16 protein-coding genes are annotated in these 16,797 nt (G+C 69.3%); 10 read left to right on the top strand and 6 right to left on the bottom strand.

The window, feature by feature from the left end; all coding sequences use genetic code 11:
• Positions 1-23: 23 nt before the first annotated feature.
• Positions 24-494, bottom strand: a complete 471-nt coding sequence (locus tag ACWGJ2_RS36235) for a cold-shock protein (RefSeq protein WP_453350620.1) — start codon at positions 492-494, stop codon at positions 24-26.
• Between the two features lie 760 nt (positions 495-1,254).
• Between ACWGJ2_RS36235 and ACWGJ2_RS36230 the strand changes: the two genes are divergently transcribed.
• Complete coding sequence (locus tag ACWGJ2_RS36230) at positions 1,255-2,130, top strand: transcriptional regulator (protein WP_453350619.1); 876 nt, start codon at positions 1,255-1,257, stop codon at positions 2,128-2,130.
• A 113-nt stretch (positions 2,131-2,243) separates the two neighbouring features.
• On the opposite strand, the gene ACWGJ2_RS36225 is transcribed toward ACWGJ2_RS36230, so the two are convergent.
• The gene (locus ACWGJ2_RS36225; protein WP_453350618.1) at positions 2,244-2,615 is read right to left on the bottom strand and encodes a hypothetical protein; all 372 of its coding nucleotides are present in this window, start codon (positions 2,613-2,615) and stop codon (positions 2,244-2,246) included.
• A gap of 9 nt (positions 2,616-2,624) precedes the next feature.
• On the opposite strand from ACWGJ2_RS36225, the gene ACWGJ2_RS36220 reads away from it, so the two are divergent.
• The 3 genes from ACWGJ2_RS36220 to ACWGJ2_RS36210 all read left to right on the top strand — a co-directional run bounded on the left by ACWGJ2_RS36220 (position 2,625) and on the right by ACWGJ2_RS36210 (position 6,282).
• A complete protein-coding gene (locus ACWGJ2_RS36220; protein ID WP_453350617.1) occupies positions 2,625-3,293 on the top strand; it encodes a transcriptional regulator in 669 nt (222 codons plus the stop codon).
• Positions 3,294-3,518: 225 nt separating this feature from the next.
• Positions 3,519-5,417, top strand: a complete 1,899-nt coding sequence (gene htpG, locus ACWGJ2_RS36215) for a molecular chaperone HtpG (protein WP_453350616.1) — start codon at positions 3,519-3,521, stop codon at positions 5,415-5,417.
• Between the two features lie 175 nt (positions 5,418-5,592).
• The gene (locus ACWGJ2_RS36210; RefSeq protein WP_453350615.1) at positions 5,593-6,282 is read left to right on the top strand and encodes a response regulator transcription factor; all 690 of its coding nucleotides are present in this window, start codon (positions 5,593-5,595) and stop codon (positions 6,280-6,282) included.
• 41 nt (positions 6,283-6,323) lie between these two features.
• Here ACWGJ2_RS36210 and ACWGJ2_RS36205 read toward each other — a convergent pair whose 3' ends face one another.
• Together ACWGJ2_RS36205 and ACWGJ2_RS36200 are read right to left on the bottom strand one after the other, a co-directional pair.
• Positions 6,324-7,142: an alpha/beta fold hydrolase gene (locus ACWGJ2_RS36205; protein ID WP_453350614.1), complete on the bottom strand. Its 819-nt coding sequence runs from the start codon at positions 7,140-7,142 to the stop codon at positions 6,324-6,326.
• A gap of 39 nt (positions 7,143-7,181) precedes the next feature.
• Positions 7,182-8,774: an MBL fold metallo-hydrolase gene (locus ACWGJ2_RS36200; RefSeq protein WP_453350613.1), complete on the bottom strand. Its 1,593-nt coding sequence runs from the start codon at positions 8,772-8,774 to the stop codon at positions 7,182-7,184.
• Positions 8,775-9,023: 249 nt separating this feature from the next.
• Between ACWGJ2_RS36200 and ACWGJ2_RS36195 the strand changes: the two genes are divergently transcribed.
• The 4 genes from ACWGJ2_RS36195 (at position 9,024) to ACWGJ2_RS36180 (ending at position 12,964) form a co-directional block, all read left to right on the top strand.
• Positions 9,024-9,239 carry an MbtH family protein gene (locus ACWGJ2_RS36195; protein WP_453350612.1) on the top strand — a complete coding sequence of 72 codons (216 nt, stop codon included), beginning with the start codon at positions 9,024-9,026 and terminating at the stop codon, positions 9,237-9,239.
• Positions 9,240-9,406: 167 nt separating this feature from the next.
• Complete coding sequence (locus tag ACWGJ2_RS36190; RefSeq protein WP_453350622.1) at positions 9,407-11,335, top strand: ABC transporter ATP-binding protein; 1,929 nt, start codon at positions 9,407-9,409, stop codon at positions 11,333-11,335.
• 37 nt (positions 11,336-11,372) lie between these two features.
• Positions 11,373-12,320: a TauD/TfdA family dioxygenase gene (locus tag ACWGJ2_RS36185; RefSeq protein ID WP_453350611.1), complete on the top strand. Its 948-nt coding sequence runs from the start codon at positions 11,373-11,375 to the stop codon at positions 12,318-12,320.
• An 80-nt stretch (positions 12,321-12,400) separates the two neighbouring features.
• Positions 12,401-12,964 carry a hypothetical protein gene (locus ACWGJ2_RS36180; protein WP_453350610.1) on the top strand — a complete coding sequence of 188 codons (564 nt, stop codon included), beginning with the start codon at positions 12,401-12,403 and terminating at the stop codon, positions 12,962-12,964.
• Between the two features lie 134 nt (positions 12,965-13,098).
• On the opposite strand, the gene ACWGJ2_RS36175 is transcribed toward ACWGJ2_RS36180, so the two are convergent.
• Together ACWGJ2_RS36175 and ACWGJ2_RS36170 are read right to left on the bottom strand one after the other, a co-directional pair.
• The gene (locus ACWGJ2_RS36175; protein WP_453350609.1) at positions 13,099-13,515 is read right to left on the bottom strand and encodes a CBS domain-containing protein; all 417 of its coding nucleotides are present in this window, start codon (positions 13,513-13,515) and stop codon (positions 13,099-13,101) included.
• Between the two features lie 190 nt (positions 13,516-13,705).
• Positions 13,706-14,242 carry a Dps family protein gene (locus ACWGJ2_RS36170; RefSeq protein ID WP_453350608.1) on the bottom strand — a complete coding sequence of 179 codons (537 nt, stop codon included), beginning with the start codon at positions 14,240-14,242 and terminating at the stop codon, positions 13,706-13,708.
• A gap of 316 nt (positions 14,243-14,558) precedes the next feature.
• Here ACWGJ2_RS36170 and ACWGJ2_RS36165 point away from each other — a divergent pair, with 316 nt between their 5' ends.
• On the top strand, positions 14,559-15,170 hold the full coding sequence (locus ACWGJ2_RS36165) for a hemerythrin domain-containing protein (protein WP_453350607.1): 612 nt from the start codon (positions 14,559-14,561) through the stop codon (positions 15,168-15,170).
• A gap of 133 nt (positions 15,171-15,303) precedes the next feature.
• Complete coding sequence (locus ACWGJ2_RS36160) at positions 15,304-16,770, top strand: aminotransferase class I/II-fold pyridoxal phosphate-dependent enzyme (RefSeq protein ID WP_453350606.1); 1,467 nt, start codon at positions 15,304-15,306, stop codon at positions 16,768-16,770.
• Positions 16,771-16,797: the final 27 nt, after the last annotated feature.

Here is a 16,797-nt window from a genome sequence, read left to right as displayed (position 1 = left end):
CGCGGGGCCCCGCCCCGCGTCGCTCAGTCCTCGATCCAGCCGTGGCTCTCGCTGAACTTCATCAGCTCATGCCGGAGCTGGAGGATCTGCTCCGCCGTCAGGGAAGGCCCCGTCTTCAGCAGAAGCTCGGTGATATCCCTGGTGTACTCCTCAGCGGTGAGGACGTCACACATCGGATACTCGCCGTCCGCCGCCGTTCTGGCCGAATCCGGCCCTCGGCCCCCGGCCGAGGAGGAACCCTGTGCCGCCTGGGCGGCTCGCCCCGCGGCGGGCACGGGCGGCGCTTCGGCCGTCTGCGAGAGCTTGATGTGCGATGCCCGCTGTCCCCGATCACCGTCCTCGACCTCGAATTCGACCGCCAGTCCCGAACGCAGATATTCCTCGGGGATCAGCAGATCGTTCACATGCAGGAAGATGTCCTCTCCCCCGTCATCGGGAGCAATGAACCCGTAGCCCCGCATGCTGTCGAACCGCACCACACGCCCAGAAGCCATACACCACACCCCCAACACACCCGGGCCCTTTGCCCGACCACACAGGGATCGTAGCTCTTCACCCGCCCGGTCAGCGAGGGGGGTCCCGCGTTCCGCACGTCGATGCACTACCGGTAACTCAGTACCGGAACATCGACATCCACCAAAAGGATCTTTTCGCGTTCTTTACCGCATCCTTCCGTTCGGTTGACATCACAACAGACCCCGCTAGCATCGAAGGTCACATGCGTTGGTGCAAAGCAGTCGATGCAAAGCAACCATACGCTGCGGGGGCTTGCGGGGGCTTGCGAATCGGTCGGCCGGCTGAGGAATTCACTCGATACTGATGCGTATCCGCTGGGGAAAACGACCACTCTTCCGGTGTATGCACAGCGTATCCCTTCTCATCTCTCATCCGGCGCGTTCACACTCCTTTGCGCCACCGTTGCGGATGGAGAAGGGATTTTCCGCGCTGGTTTCGCAGGGGTCACACTCCTGCACCGCTACACCACAGGGGGATGGTGTGAACATTTTGCACCCAGGATCGAAAACGGTACGCATTGGCCCGGCAAACGACCCGGCAATCGAATCGACAGAGACGGGCAGCGGGGAGACCCGTCTGCGGGGGGAATTCACACATCTCCCCATATCGCTTCTACAGTTCGGTGACTCGCCCCGCTCTGCGGGGCAGGACAAGAAATACACGGAGCAGCTCGCGGAGAGCGAGACGCCGCTTCCGCCGATCCTGGTGAACCGGCGGAGCATGCAGGTGGTCGACGGCGTGCATCGCGTTCTCGCCGCCATCCTCAAGGGGCGGGAGACGATCGAGGCCGTTCTCGTCGACGTCTCACGGGACGACGCCTTCCTGCTCGCCGTGGAGTCCAACACCCATCACGGCCTGCCCCTGTCGCAGGCGGACCGGAGAGCGGCCGCGACGCGGCTCATCGCCTCCCACTCCCACATGTCGGACCGGGCCATCGCGCGCGCTTCCGGCCTTGGGGCGAAGAGTGTGGCGGCCATCCGGCGTTCAAATGCCTCCGAGCCGCAGTTGAACGCCCGTATCGGCAAAGACGGAAGGGTCAGGCCGGTGGACCGCGCGGCAGGCCGGCGGCGGGCGGCAGAGGTGATCGCCCAGAATCCGACGGCGTCCCTGCGGGAAGTGGCGCGGCTGGCCGGGATCTCACCGGCGACGGCGAGCGATGTGCGCAAGCGCGTCCTCACGGGCGAGAGCGTCGTCGCCGAGTCGGCGCGGACGCCCGCCGCCCCTCCTCCGGAGCCGCCGACGGAGCCGTCGGCAGAGCCGCCCCCGCTCACGGAGCAGCTCTCGGAGCCCAAACCCCGGCACAACTGGGCGCGGAGACCGCGGGAGAAATCGGCCTCCCTGCTGGAACCGTTGGTGCACGATCCCTCCGTCCGCAACTCGGAGATGGGGCGGCGGCTGTTGCGCGTGATGCAGTTCAACGTCATCGGGATACACAGGTGGTTCGAGCTGGCCGAGGCCGTACCACCGCATTGCGACGCCTTGGTCATCGCGCTGGCGCGGCAGAACGCGGACACCTGGCGGGAGTTCGCGCAGGCGCTGGACGAGCGGGCCCCCGCGCCGCGCCGACGCCGGCTCGCCGCGCATCACGAGGGCCGGGCGGCTCCGGCCACGTGAGTGACGCGGCGCCATTCTGTCAAGCGGCGTGGCACTGGACAGCGCATAACCGACGTGTGACATTGGTGCTACCCCCTGCGAAATGACCGTCGCCGCCCGCACGCGAGGTGATTTCATTGCAGCAGCCCGACTCCATCAACGGGTCTGCCCCTGCCATCAAGGAACCGGACACCAGCACAACGGAATGGCCGGAAGAACACCATTTCGAGCTCGCGCAAGAGATCACGACCGTCGCGATATCGGCGCTGCACCTGGGGGAATCTCCGCGCACCGAGGGGCAGAATCAAGAACATATCATTCGCCTGGCGGAAACCGAAAGCCTGCTTCCTCCCATACTCGTCAACAGATGCAATATGCAGGTGATCGACGGAGTGCATCGCGTCTTCGCCGCCATATTGCGCGGCGAGGACAGAATACGAGCGGTTTTTTTCGACGGCAGCACGGAGGATGCCTTTCTGTGTGCTGTCCGGGCCAATATGGCCCATGGTCTTCCGTTGTCGCTCGCGGACCGTCGCGCCGCGGCCGAGCGGATCGTCGTCTCGCACGCCCGGATCTCGGACCGCGCGATCGCCCGGGCCACCGGCCTGGGCGCCAAGACCGTCGCGGCGCTCCGGCGCCGTCTGGACCTCTCCGGGCCGCATGTGCACGCACGGGTCGGCATGGACGGCAAGACCCGCCCGCTGAACAGCGCCGAGGGGCGGCTGCGGGCCGCCCAGGTGCTCACCGCGAACCCGCGCGCCTCGCTGCGCGAAGTGGCCAGGCTCGCGGGGATATCGCCCGCGACGGTGCGGGACGTCAAGAGGCGGCTGGCGATCGGCGAGCCACCCGTGGGAGCCCTGGCCTCCGCTTCCGACGCTGAGGCCCACACCCGCCCTTCGGACCCGGAACAGGACGGGCGGCCCCAGGCCCGGCGCCGTGCGGACCCGATGCAGCTCGACCCCGGCCACGCCCTGGAGAAGCTGCTGCGCGACCCTTCGCTGCGCCACAAGGAGATGGGCCGCGAGCTGCTGCGGCTCCTTCACCACAACGCGGTCGTCACGCAGGACTGGTCCGAGCTGCTGGCCGCCGTGCCGCAGCACTGCACACGCACGACGGCCGATCTGGCGCGGCAGTACGCCGAGAGCTGGGTCAAGTTCGAGGAGCAGTTGCGCGCCTCCGACTGAGCCCGGTCCCGGGACCGGGGCCGGGGCCGGGCTCGACCCTGGCCCCGGCTCTGGTTCCGGTTCCTGCTCCGGCTCCGGCTCCGGCTCCGGCCGTCGGACGAGAAAGGGGGAAGCGGGCCCCGCTGTCCAGAACCGCTCCGCCCCGGCGGCGGTCTGTTGACCGTGCGGTGTCCCGTTTCCTATCTTTGGGCGGATTCTTCGACGGTTCGTCCACAGGGGGAAGCGATGACATTGCAGTCGGACGCGGAGACGTACAGCTTTCAGGCCGAGGCCGCCCAGATTCTGCATCTGATGGCGCATTCGCTCTACAGCAACAAGGAAATCTTTCTGCGCGAACTCGTCTCGAACGCCTCCGACGCGATCGACCGGCTGCGTTCCGAGCGGTACGCGCACCCCGAGTCGGTCGGCGCGGAACCGGAGCAGGAGGCGCGGATCCGGGTCGCGTTCGACAAGGACGCGGGGACGCTCACCATCGCCGACAACGGAATCGGCATGAGCCGTCAGGAAGTGATCGACAACATCGGCACCATCGCCCGCTCGGGCACGGCCGAATTCCTCCGGACGCTCACCGGCGACCAGCGCCGCGACGCCGAGCTGATCGGTCAGTTCGGCGTCGGCTTCTACTCGGCGTTCATCGTCGCCGAACGGGTCGTGCTGACCACACGACGGGCCGGACTGCCCGCGTCCGAAGGCGTGCGCTGGTCGTCGGACGGCAAGGGCGAGTACGCGGTGGAGGCCGTCGAGCGCGCCGAGCGCGGCACCACGATCGTGCTGGAGCTGCGCGAGGGCGAGGACGAGCTGCTGAACGAGCACCGGCTGCGCTCGATCGTCCAGCGGTACTCGGACCACATCAGCCAGCCGATCGTCATGGGGCAGGACGAGGCCCCGGTCAACCAGGCTTCGGCGCTGTGGGCGCGTCCCAAGAGCGAGCTGAGCGAGCAGGACTACCACTCCTACTACCGGCACCTCACCAACGACTACACCGACCCGCTCGCCTATGTGCACACGAAGGTCGAGGGCCGGTACGAGTACACGATGCTGCTCTACGTGCCCTCCCGCGCTCCGCACGATCTGTGGGTGCCGCAGGCGCGCCGAGGGGTGCGGCTGCACGTGCGGCGGGTCTTCATCCTCGAGGACACCGGGCAGTTGCTGCCCGGCTATCTGCGGTTCGTGCGCGGGATCGTCGACTCCGCCGATCTGCCGCTGAACGTCTCCCGCGAGATCCTCCAGGGCAGCCAGGCCGTCGACCACATCCGGTCCAGCGCGGTCAAGAGGGTGCTGAAGCTGCTCAAGGAGCTGGCGGAGAGGGATCCGGGCAAGTACGCCGACTTCTGGAAGCAGTTCGGCGGCGTGCTCAAGCAGGGCATCGCCGACGATCCCGCCCACCGGGAGGACATCACCGAGCTGCTGCGCTTCACCTCCACCCGTTCGGACACACAGGACGCCGATGTCTCGCTCGGCGACTACGTGGCCAGGATGAAGGAGGGCCAGGACAAGATCTACTACCTGCTCGCCCCCAGCCTGGCAGCCGCGGCGGCCAGCCCGCATCTGGAGGCGTTCCGAGCCAAGGGCATCGAGGTGCTGCTGCTGGGCGAGGCCGTGGACAACTTCGTCGTCTCCGGCTCGCTGCGGGAGTACCAGGGCAAGCGGCTCCAGTCCGTCGCGCAGGGCGCGCCCGACTTCGGCGAGCTGGCGGACGAGGCCGAGAAGGAGGCCGCCGAGAAGGCGGACTCCGACTACGCCGCGCTCCTCGGCAAGCTCAAGGCGCATCTGGCGGGCAAGGCGTGGGACGTACGCGTGACGAACCGGCTGACCACCTCCCCCGCGTGCATCGTCGCCGACGGGGAGGAGACCGACTTCACCGTCGTGCAGCGCATGCGCGGCTCGGGCCTGCCGAACCAGCCGATCCTGGAGATCAACCCCCGCCACCCCCTGGTCGAACGGCTCAACCGCGACCAGGAGGACCCGCGCGTGCGCGAGTGGGCACACGTCCTGTTCGACCAGTCCGTCCTCACCGCCGGTGCCCGGATCGAGGAACCTGCCACGTTCGTCACCCGGCTCAACGACCTGCTGACGGCCCTCACCGCGGACACCACGACCCGCACGACGGACACCCCCGACTGATCCCTGCCCCTGCCCCTGCCCCTGCCCGTCGGCGTGCGGCCCGCGGCGGGGGTCGCGGGAACGGCGGTGGAGAGGAGGCGGCATCACATCGGCCAGCCTGGCCCTTCGCTGGTTTCACCGTGGTGATCGGGTGCGTTAACCGTCTCCTTATCGCAGATCTGGAGGAATGTTCGGCATGCGCATTCTCGTGGCCGAGGACGAGTGCTTCCTCGCGGATCTGGTGGCCGAGGGGCTGCGTGACGAGGCGATGGCGGTCGACGTCGCGTATGACGGCGCCACCGCGCTGGAACGCCTCGCGGTCAACGACTACGACGTGCTGGTGCTGGACCGCGACCTGCCCCGGGTGCACGGCGACGAGATCTGCCGCGCCCTGGCCCAGTTAGGGGGGCGCGTACGCATCCTGATGCTGACCGCCTCCAGCGCGGTGCACGAACGGGTCGCGGGACTGAACCTGGGCGCCGACGACTATCTCGCCAAGCCCTTCGCCTTCGACGAACTGGTGGCACGCGTCCACGCACTCGGCCGTCGGGCGGCGCCACCCGTGCCCCCGGTGCTGGAGTGCGGCGGCATCACCCTGGACACGGCCCACCGGCAGGCGTCCCGCGAGGGGCGCTATCTGCCGCTCTCCCGCAAGGAGTACGCCGTGCTGGAGGTGCTGATGCGGGCACAGGGTGCGGTCGTCAGCACCGAGGAGCTGCTGGAGCGGGCCTGGGACGAGCACACCGACCCGTTCACCACCGTCGTCAAGGTGACGATGAGCAAGCTTCGCGCCAAGCTCGGCGGCCCGCCCGTCATCGTCACGGTGCCGGGCAGCGGGTACAGGGTGATGGACGCCGGGCAGGGCGCCCCGGAACCGGGGCCGTGAGGACATCGGCGATGCTCGTTCCGGGTTCCGGCGCGCCCTGATCAGTGCTTCTCGAAGAACTCCACGATCGCCTCGTTGACCGCCTCCGGGCGCTCCAGATGTCCGAGGTGGCCGCAGCCGGAGATCTCCACGAGGTCGCAGTCCGGGATGATGTCCGCGACTTCGGCGCCGAGATGCGGCGGGGTGATGACGTCGTCGGTGAAGGTGATGACCCGGCACGGCGCGCCGATCCCGCTGAGGTCCTCGCGCCGGTCCTGGTGCGTGTCGATCCACGCCTGGCCGGAGGCGGCGGATTCCGCGCCGCCTCCGGCCAGCTCGAAGATCTCCAGCCAGGTGGACACCGACGTGTCGTCGTTGAGCGTCGCAGGGGAGAGCATCCGCAGCACCGAGTTGACGGCCCGGTACTTCGCCGGCAGCGTGATGCCGCTCTCCTGGAGCAACCGGTCCGCTGCGTCCTGCGCCCGGCGCAGTGCGTCGGACCGGCCGCGGGTGGCCATGAGCACCGCCGAACGCACCAGGTGGGGTTCGCTGATGGCCAGTTCCTGGGCGATCAGCGAACCCAGTGAGGTGCCCACGATCCGGCAGGGTGCCAGCCGCAGCTCCTCGATCAGGCCCTTGGTGTCGGCCACCAGATCCGCCAGCGTGTACTTGCCCGGCGGGGCCGCCGACGGCGGGATGCCGCGGTTGTCGAAGGTGACCGTCGCATACCCCGCCCGGCGCAGTGCGGGTGTCTGGTGCATGTCCCAGATGTAGCCCGCGGCGGCCGAGCCCATGATGAGCAGGACGGTGTCCTCGTCGCTCCGCCCCGACCGCTGCCGCTGGTAGGCGAGCCGGATTCCGTTGGTGTGCAGGTATGGCATTCTCGGTGTCCTCTTACCAGTTACCGGTTACCGGCCCTGTCACCAGCGCCATTCCCGCTTGTTGAACAGATGTTCAGCAGCGACGTCGTGTGTCCCGCACCAGCCCAGGAACTCCTCGATCTGCTTGATCTGGTAGGTGTCCGGTGTGTATGTGGTCGCCATGACGTGGCCTTGCCAGCTCTCCTCGCCCATGGCGTAGATGTACGCCTCGTCGGCGCCCAGCTCGGTCATGATGGCCGCGGCCTGCTCCGCGTTCGACCCCGACAGCTTCCGCGAGTCGCTCATCTTCTTCGTCACAGGCCGGGTCAGCAGGCCCTGGTAGAGCCACGTCAGCGGAGCACCGTCGCACTCCATGCCCAGGAACGCCTTGTCGACGCCGCCCAGGTGCGAGCGGATGTACTGGTACAGCACCGGGTCGATGCCGGAGGAGTCCGCGCCGACGAACGCCGTGAGGCCCGCGAACTGCACCACGTAGGTCGACTTGGCACGGATGTCGAGGTCGGAGTGCTCACCGAGGAACGGTGTGGCCACCACGCGCGCGCCGCCGGGCAGCGGCACCTCGTCAAAGTCGTCGACCTCGATCACCGTGAAGCCCATGGACTTGAGGTAGAGGCCGATCGACGGGTCGCACACATTGCCCCGCGAGGAGCGGGGCACGACGACGGCGTCGGTGCGCGAGCGCAACTGGAGCAGGGTCTCCAGCACGATGTGGTCCTGGTGCCCGTGGGTGATGAGCGCCAGGTCGATGTGGTCCGGCAGGTCGTCGAGTGTGTAGCGGTCACCGTGGCGGTTGTCCGTGCTGATGAAGGGGTCCACCACGACGGCGGCCTCCGGGCTCTGGAGCACCAGGCAGGCGTGCCCGAAGTAACGGATCCGGCCGCCGCCCTCGATGTGCCGGTCCGGCGCGAGGCTGGGCTCCGGGGCGAGCAGCCGGTCCAGCTCCGCCGCCTGGCCGTCGTCCAGCTCCAGCGCCTCGCGCAGACGCGCGCGGGTCGTGCCCTCGACCCGCGCCCTCATCAGCTCGTCCAGGCCCGGGTGGTCGAAGGGGACCGGCAGGTCCAGTGTGCCGGGCGAGGGCAGCCGCGGGGTGCTGAGGATGAAGGGCCGCTCCACGCCGTCGTCCAGGGACAGTTGGACGGACTGGCGGCGCCTGTCGAAGGCCGCGCTGTGGTAGAGCAGCGGTTCGATGAAGCGCAGGGACGGCTGGTTGCTGGTGTCGTAGGCCAGCTCCACCAGCCCGTTCAGTGCCGCCGGGAGCTGTGGGTACAGCGGTGTGAGGTCGAACCCCGTGGCGTTCTGCCGCAGCAGCTCGTGCGCCTCGGCCACGGCGGCGGCGAAGGCGAGCATGTCCGCACGCTCACGCTTGATGACGTCCAGCAGTTCGCCGACCTCCGCCGCACGGGACTCCTCGACGTTGATGAAGTATCCGCCGCGCAGGGCGGGGTTGCTACTGGCCGCTATGTGCACCTGCGGCGAGTGGAGATACGACTCGAGAAGCGGCACCTGGACGTTCGCCAGGTTCATGGACGCCTGAGCCGGCGCGACGATGTGCATCCAGGCATAGAATTTGTCGACCAGTGGTTCGATGATCGCATTCGAGCGGAGAAACAACCGCTCTTGACTGTCAGGCATCCAGCCCCTCCCGTCCGGCATTTCCACTGCCGTTCCGCTCGGATTCCGGGCACGCGTCTTTACCGCGCGGTGAGCACCAAATCACCACAGTGCCGCTGACGCGTCAACGGACGACCGCTGCCGTTCAACTGCGGGAAGCGGCAGTTGAACAGTGCGGGTTCCGTCTTCTTGAGCCGCCCGCCGCCCCTGTGTCACAGTGCATCAGCCCGTCGCTGCGGTCCCTTGTCGCCGAGAAGTGAGGACAGTGCGGTGCCAAACCCTTTTGAGGATCCCGAAGGAAGCTATCTGGTTCTGGTCAACGACGAAGGCCAGCATTCACTGTGGCCTGTATTCGTGGATGTACCCGACGGTTGGAAATCCGTGTTCGGCGAGGCACCGCGCGAGGAGTGCCTCGAGTACATCGAGAAGTCGTGGACCGATATGCGCCCCAAGAGCCTGATCGAAGCCATGAAGGGCACCAGCTAACAGCATCACGGCCCTGATTCCAGGCCGACGACCCCTTCCGGCCGTCGGCCTGGACTCGTTCTGTGACGTATGGCCGCTGTGCGCGCATTCACAGCCTTCCGCTGTGCGAGTACGGTCGCGCGGCGTCAGCCTCGGCCGAAAAGCCGACAAAGGGAGAACCCGTGGCCATGATGGGCGGCCCGCGAAGGGGCCCGATGCCGCTGGGCGTCGACAGCTCGATCACCAAACAGAAAATCAAGTCCGGCACGGTGCGGCGCATCATTCCCTATGCTTCGCCCTACCGCTGGTCGCTGGCGGTGGTCATGCTGATGACGGCCGTGAGCGCGGCCATCACGGCGACGAGCCCGCTGCTGCTCAAGATGATCATCGACGACGGCATCACACCCCGCCGGGGCGATGTCGTGGTGAGCCTCGCCTTCGCCATCGCGGGCCTGGCGCTGATCGACGTGCTGGCCACCTTCACCCAGACCTGGTTCTCCGGACGCGTCGGCCAGGGCATCGTCTACGACCTGCGCTGCAAGGTGTTCAGCCATGTGCAGCGGCAGCCGCTGGCGTTCTTCACCCGCGCCCAGACCGGTGCCCTGGTCAGCAGGCTCAACACCGATGTGGTCGGGGCACAGCAGGCGATCACGACACTGCTGTCGCAGACGGTTTCGACCCTGCTGACCCTGGTCCTCGTGCTCGGCATGATGTTCTACCTGTCGTGGCAGATCACCGTCGCGGCGCTGTTGATGATCCCGTTCTTCCTGTTCCCCGCGAAGCTGGTCGGCCGCAGGCTCCAGCGGCTCACCCGCCACGGCATGGGCCTCAACGCCGACATGGGCTCGATGATGAACGAGCGGTTCAATGTGTCGGGCGCGATGCTGGCCAAGCTCTACGGGCGGCCGGAGGAAGAGGCCGAGCGGTTCGCGCACAAGGCGTCGCAGGTCCGCGATGTCGCCGTCACCACGGCCGTGTGGGCACGCATGCTCTTCCTCATCACGACGCTGATCACCGGGGTGACCAGCGCGCTGGTCTACGGTCTGGGCGGACTGCTGACCATCGGCGGCACCTTCGAGATCGGCACTCTCGTGGCCATGGCGACACTGCTGCTCCGGCTGTACGGGCCGATCAACCAACTGTCCAACATGCAGGTCAACGTCATGATCGCGCTGGTCAGCTTCGACCGCGTCTTCGAGGTGCTGGACCTCCAGCCGCTCATCGGCGAAGCCCCCGCGGCCAAGCCGCTCCCCGTCGGCGACGGCACCACCCCGGACATCGAGTTCGACAAGGTGGCTTTCCGGTATCCGGCCGCCGGCGAGGTGTCCCTGGCCTCCCTGGAGACGATCGCGCTGCCCGCGTCGGAACGCGGTGACAACTCCGTCGTCCTGGACGGTGTGAGCTTCCGGGCACACGCCGGGAAACTCACCGCGCTGGTGGGCCCCTCGGGCGCGGGCAAGACCACGGTCACCAACCTGGTGCCCCGGCTCTACGACCCCACCACGGGGACGGTGCGCGTCGGCGGTCACGACGTACGGGAACTGACCCTGCGCTCCCTGCACGACACCGTCGGCATCGTCACCCAGGACGCGCACATGTTCCACGACACCATTCGCGCGAACCTGCTGTACGCCCGGCCCGACGCCAGTGAGGAGGAGCTGAGAGAGGCGTGCGAGGCGGCCAGGATCTGGGAGACGATCTCCTCGCTGGCCGACGGTCTCGACACCGTGGTCGGTGACCGCGGCCACCGCCTCTCCGGGGGTGAGAAGCAGCGCGTGGCCCTCGCCCGGCTGCTGCTCAAGTCCCCGCCGATCGTCATCCTCGACGAGGCCACCGCGCACCTGGACTCCGAGTCCGAGGCGGCGATCCAGCGCGCGCTCAAGACCGCGCTGTCGGGCCGCACCTCCCTGGTCATCGCCCACCGCCTGTCCACCATCCTGGAGGCCGACCAGATCCTCGTGCTGGAGAACGGCCGGATACGCGAGCGCGGCACCCACGGCGAACTGCTCGCCGCCGACGGCTCCTACGCCGAGCTGTACCGCACCCAGTTCTCCGGCCAGGCCATGAACGGCGCACCGGAGAACGGCGCCAAGGGCACCAAGAAGGCAAACATCTAGCACCGGTCCTGGAGACCACGGTTTTGGGAGGTACGTGTTGGACAGCGCCGAGCCGGGCGTGGGTGCCTGGCAGCCACATGAGATCACCAGTGAAGCGGCCGGTACGCGGGACCTCGTCGGCTGGCTGGACCAGTTGGGCGCGCGACGGCTCACCGAGCTGCTCACCGAGCACAAGGGGCTCGTCTTCCGGGACTTCGGCGTCACGGCGGAGGGTGTGGACCCGGTGTTCGCGCGGCTGGTGCCCGACCGCCTGCCGTATGTGCACGGCAACTCGCCGCGCACCAAGGTCGGCGGCAACCTCTACACCTCCACCGAGTACCCGCAGCAGTACACCATCTCGATGCACAACGAGCTGAGCTACGCACACCGCTGGCCGACGCGGCTCGCCTTCTACTGCGAGAAGGCGGCGGAGAGCGGCGGCGCGACACCGGTGCTCGACGGCGAGCTGTGGCTGCGCTCGCTCGACGCGGAGGTGCGGGACGCGTTCGCCGGAGGCATCCGCTACGTGCAGAACCTGCACGACGGGCTCGGTTTCGGGAAGAGCTGGCAGGACACCTTCGAGACCGACGACCGCAAGGCGGTCGAGATGTTCCTGCGGGAGTCGCGGGCCGAGTGGGAGTGGACGGGGGACGGCCTGCGCATCGTCCAGTTGCGCCCCTCCACCACCAAGCACCCCGTCACCGGCGCCGAGGTCTGGTTCAACCAGGCTGACCAGTGGCATCCGGCCGGACTCGGCGACGAGGCGTCGGCCGAGCTGTACGACATCCTCTCGCCCGACGAGTTCCCGCAGTACGTGACGTTCACCGACGGCGACCCGATCCCCGACGCCTACGTCGAGCACATCCTCGGCCGCGGGCTGGAGGGCGCCGTCGACGTCGGCTGGCACGACGGCGACGTACTCCTCATCGACAACGTCCTGCTCGCCCACGGCCGGCGCCCCTTCGAGGGGACACGTCGCGTGCTGGTGGCCATGTCCGACACATAGCGGCCTGGCGGTGCCGGGCGAGACCGGTGCCCGAGGAGTGGGTACAGTCCCCGCGAGCCGATCGGAGCCGGGGGGACAGCTTGGGCAGCGCAGTCAGCCAGATCGTGGTCGCGGTGCTGGGCATCGGCGGAACGCTCGCTGCCGCCGTCATCACACAGCGCGGTGCCGACCGCGCCAGGGCCCGCGAGCTGGAGCACGCGAGGCAGCTCCAGCGGGACGAGCGCGAGTACGCCACGCGGCAGGCTCAGCTTGAGGCGCGGCGTACGTGCTACGCGACGGTCAGCGCCGGTACGCGCGACCTGGCCAACGTGCTGACGCGGGTCCTCCATGCCCTGGAGCGGGGCGAGATGACCGAGGAGCTGCGGTCGGAACTGGACAGGGCGCGCCGCGACCACCGCATGCGGCACGCCGAGGCGCAGATGGTCCTGCCCGACGGTGTGGCGGGCGCTGCCAGCACCGCGAACCGTCATCTCGGCGACCTGTACGGCCTGTTGATGCGTCTCGACGGTGGCACTCCCCGGCAGGGCGAGAGCGTGGCGACCGCCCGCGAGAGCCTGGACAAACTGTGGGACCCGCTGTGGCGTATGCGGCACGTCATGCGCGTCGATCTCGGGATCACGGCACCCGAGGAGGGCGGCCGGTGAAAGTTCCCCTGGCCGGCCCGCAGGGGTTCCGCGAGGTGCCGTGAGGTTCTTCCGTGAGCCTGCCCCTTCCCGGTGGCCGCGTCGCGGCGCGGGTCACCGGGAGGGGGCGGAGGGACGGAGGGGCGGCACCCGGCTCAGTCCGCCGAGAGCGCCTCGACGAGGTCGCCGGTCTTGGCGTGCGGGAGGGTACGGGCGACATCGGCGACGGCGATCATGCCGACGAGCCGCGTGCCGTCGATCACGGGGAGCCGCCGCACACGGTGCCGCGTCATGGTGGCCAGCACCTCTTCAGCGTCGTCGTCCGCGCCGATGGTCACCGCTTCCGCCTGGTTCAGGCTCCCCGCGGGGAACTCTTGCGGCGACCGCCCGGCCGCGAGGACCTTGACCACGAGATCGCGGTCCGTCACCACGCCCTTGATCTTGTCGTCGCGCCCGCAGATCGGGAGGGCCCCCACCCCGAGATCGGCCATCATCCGCGCCGCGTCGGCCGCAGTCTGGTCGGTGCGCACACACTCCGCGCCACCGCTCATGATCTCGCGTGCTGTCGTCACAGCCTTCTCCTCTCCTCGGCTCCCCCGGTTTCTCGGTCTCGCGGTTTTCATGGTTTCGCGGTCGGTGCTCCGCCCGGGCGCCGCGGCGGGTACCCGTGTCCCCGCCGGACGAACACGCCGAACACGCCGGATCCGGCCCGGACGGCCGGACGCGGGCAGTACCGCTCGGGGCGCCGCTCAGGGGCACCGCTCAGGGCTTGCCCTTGGCCTGCTCGGCGGCCTTGCGCGCGGCGGCGGACTCACCGTCATGAGCGCCGGTGGCGAGCTTGCCGCCGGAGCTTTCGATGTGGGCGCGTACGAACCACTGGAACAGCTCCAGCTTGCGGAGCTGCTCGATCAGCAGGTCCTGCGTGACGGGGTCGGGCTCGTCCGTCGCGCGTACGGCCTTGCGGTGGTCCTCGATGATGCCCGTGTAGACGACGTCGAGGGCGCCGAGGTGTTCAATGGCCTCGGCCTTGCCGATCTCGTAGTCGTCCCAGGTGCGCTCGGCCACCATCGTGCCCGGGGTGCCGGGCGGGGAGCCGCCCAGGGTGGAGATGCGCTCGGCGGTGTTGTCGACCATGTCGCGCACCGCGTCCACCTGCGGGTCCAGCATCTCGTGGACGGCGATGAAGTGCGGGCCGACGACGTTCCAGTGCACGTGCTTGAGGGTCAGCGCCAGATCGTTCAGGGCATGCAGCCGCATGCGCAGCACGTCGATGACACCGCCACCCTCCTTGGTTGTCATGCCCGGCACGGTGTAGGACGGCGTGGAGCTGTTCTTCGAGGTCACGGCGGTCCTTTCGTTCGTGTGGAGACCGGCAACGGCGTGCCGAATGACGGTGATCAGGGGTACCGCGGCCGGGGGCCGGGTAAACCTCGGCGCCCCTCCCCCGGTCGCTCCTCGGCCGCACCTCGGGCACACCCCCATGCACTGCCGGTCAGGGGGTACGCGTGCACAGCCGGGGCGGGGCCGCCGCCCGCGCGCCGTAAGACACCAGAGTGCGCACCGTGACCGTGCACCGTGAGGCTGTGAGGCCGTAAGGCCGTGGAGGAGATACGCGATGGAGCCGCGTGAGGACATCGGGCACCAACTCGCCGAGGACCACGAGAACATCGAGGCCCTGCTGAACCACCTGGAGGCGCTGCCGCCGATGGACGGGCAGCGCAGGAACTTCGTCGGGCAGATGGCCGTCGAGCTGGTGCGGCACCTCGTCGCGGAGGAGAGGTATCTGCACCCCGTGCTGCGCGACAGGGTGCCCGACGGGGCGGAGCTGGCCGATTCCGCACTGCGGCGGCACGCACGTATCGAGGACGTCCTGCGGGAGCTGGAGGACGTCACCTTCGGCTCCGTCGAGTTCGAGGACACCATCCGCCGTGCCGTCGGCGAGGCACGGGCGCACACGGAGGAGGACAGGACGGTCCTCCTCCCCCGGCTGCTGGAGCACGTCACTCCGCAGGAGCTGGCGGACCTGGACGCCGAGGTCAGGCGGGTCAGGCTCGCCGTGCCCACGGCCCGCCACGACCCGACGGGAGAGGCCCGCGGCCCCGGCGAGGGCAGCGGGGACGACGGGGACGACAAGGGCGGCGACGACACCGGCGCACCGTCCGCCTTCGGCCCCGGCGCCGTCGGCCGGACCCGGGCGCTCACGGAACACCACTGCGAGCGGGCATGAGCCAGGAGCACGGCCACGACCGCTCGCCCCTCCCCCGCTCGCCCCTCCCCGGCCCGCCCCGTCCCGTCCCCCGAGTGGCGGCGCACCGGGTTCCCTCCGGGCCGACGCGGGCACCACGGAGTCCATGGAAGCCATGGATCACTCAGCGGCACCCGTACTGGAGGCACTGGCCCGCTACCAGGAGGCGGGCGAGCTGCCCTTCACCCCGCCGGGCCACAAGCAGGCCCGCGGCGCCGACCCCCGCGTCCGCGCGGTGCTGGGCGACGCCGTCTTCCACGGCGACGTCCTGGCCTCGGGCGGGCTGGACGACCGCCGTACGCGCGGCGCCGTGCTGGAGCGGGCCGAGCGGCTGATGGCGGACGCCGTGCACGCCGAGCACACCTTCTTCTCGACGTGCGGCAGCTCGCTGTCCGTGAAGGCCGCCATGCTGGCGGTCGCCGGACCGCACGAGAAGCTGCTCGTGGGGCGTGACGCGCACAAGTCGGTCGTCTCTGGGCTCGTGCTCTCGGGCATCCACCCCGTCTGGGTCGAACCGCAGTGGGACGAGGAACGGCGGCTGGCGCATGCCCCGTCCGTGGCCTCCTTCGAGGCGGCCTTCGCCGCGCATCCGGACGCGCGCGGTGCGCTGGTGACCAGTCCCACCCCGTACGGCACCTGCGCCGACCTCGCCGGGATCGCCGAGGTGTGCCACCGCAGGGACCGCCCCCTGATCGTCGACGAGGCGTGGGGCGCGCATCTCCCCTTCCACCCCGAGCTGCCCACGTGGGCGATGGACGCGGGCGCGGACGTGTGTGTCACCAGCATCCACAAGATGGGCAGCGGCCTGGAGCAGGGCTCGGTCTTCCATCTCCGGGGCCCGCTGCTCGACCCCGCCGTGCTCTCCTCGCGCGCCGATCTGCTGGGGACGACCAGCCCCAGTGTCCTCGTCTACGCGGGCCTGGACGGCTGGCGCCGTCAGATGGCGCAGGACGGCCACCGGCTCCTCTCCCACGCGCTGGAGCTGGCGGCCGACGTACGCGAGGAGCTGGAGAAGACCGACGGCGTCCACGTCAACGACCGCGCCGACTTCACCGGTCCTGGACTGGCCGACGACCTGGACCCCCTGCCCGTCGTCATGGACCTCTCCGGCCTGGGCATCTCGGGCTATCAGGCGGCGGACTGGCTGCGTGCGACACACCACCTGGACGTGCACGTGAGCGACCACCGCAGGATCAACGCCCAGCTCACGCACGCCGACGACCGCGACACGGCCGACGCGCTCGTGCGCGCCGTGCGCGATCTCGCGGCCCGCGCGGGCGAGTTCCAGGCGCCGGTGCCGGTGGCCGTGCCGACGCCGTCCGGGCTGCGCATGGAACAGGCGCGGCTGCCGAGGGACGCCTACTTCGGCGCCGTCGAGGACGTTCCGGCGGACGAGGCCGTGGGGCGGGTCGCCGCCGAGATGATCACCCCGTACCCGCCGGGCATCCCCACCGTCCTCCCCGGCGAACGGCTCACGGCACCCGTGGTGCGCTATCTGCGCACGGGCGCCGACGCGGGGATGAACCTCCCCGACGCCAGGGACTCCGAGGTGCGCACGATCCGCGTCATGAGGGACGGGTGAGCAAGGGTGAGGGACGGGTGCCGCGCC

Source organism: Streptomyces sp. NPDC054796 (assembly GCF_053611545.1).
Note: the sequence above shows the minus strand (reverse complement) of the source record. Positions and strands in the feature narration are given on the sequence as shown.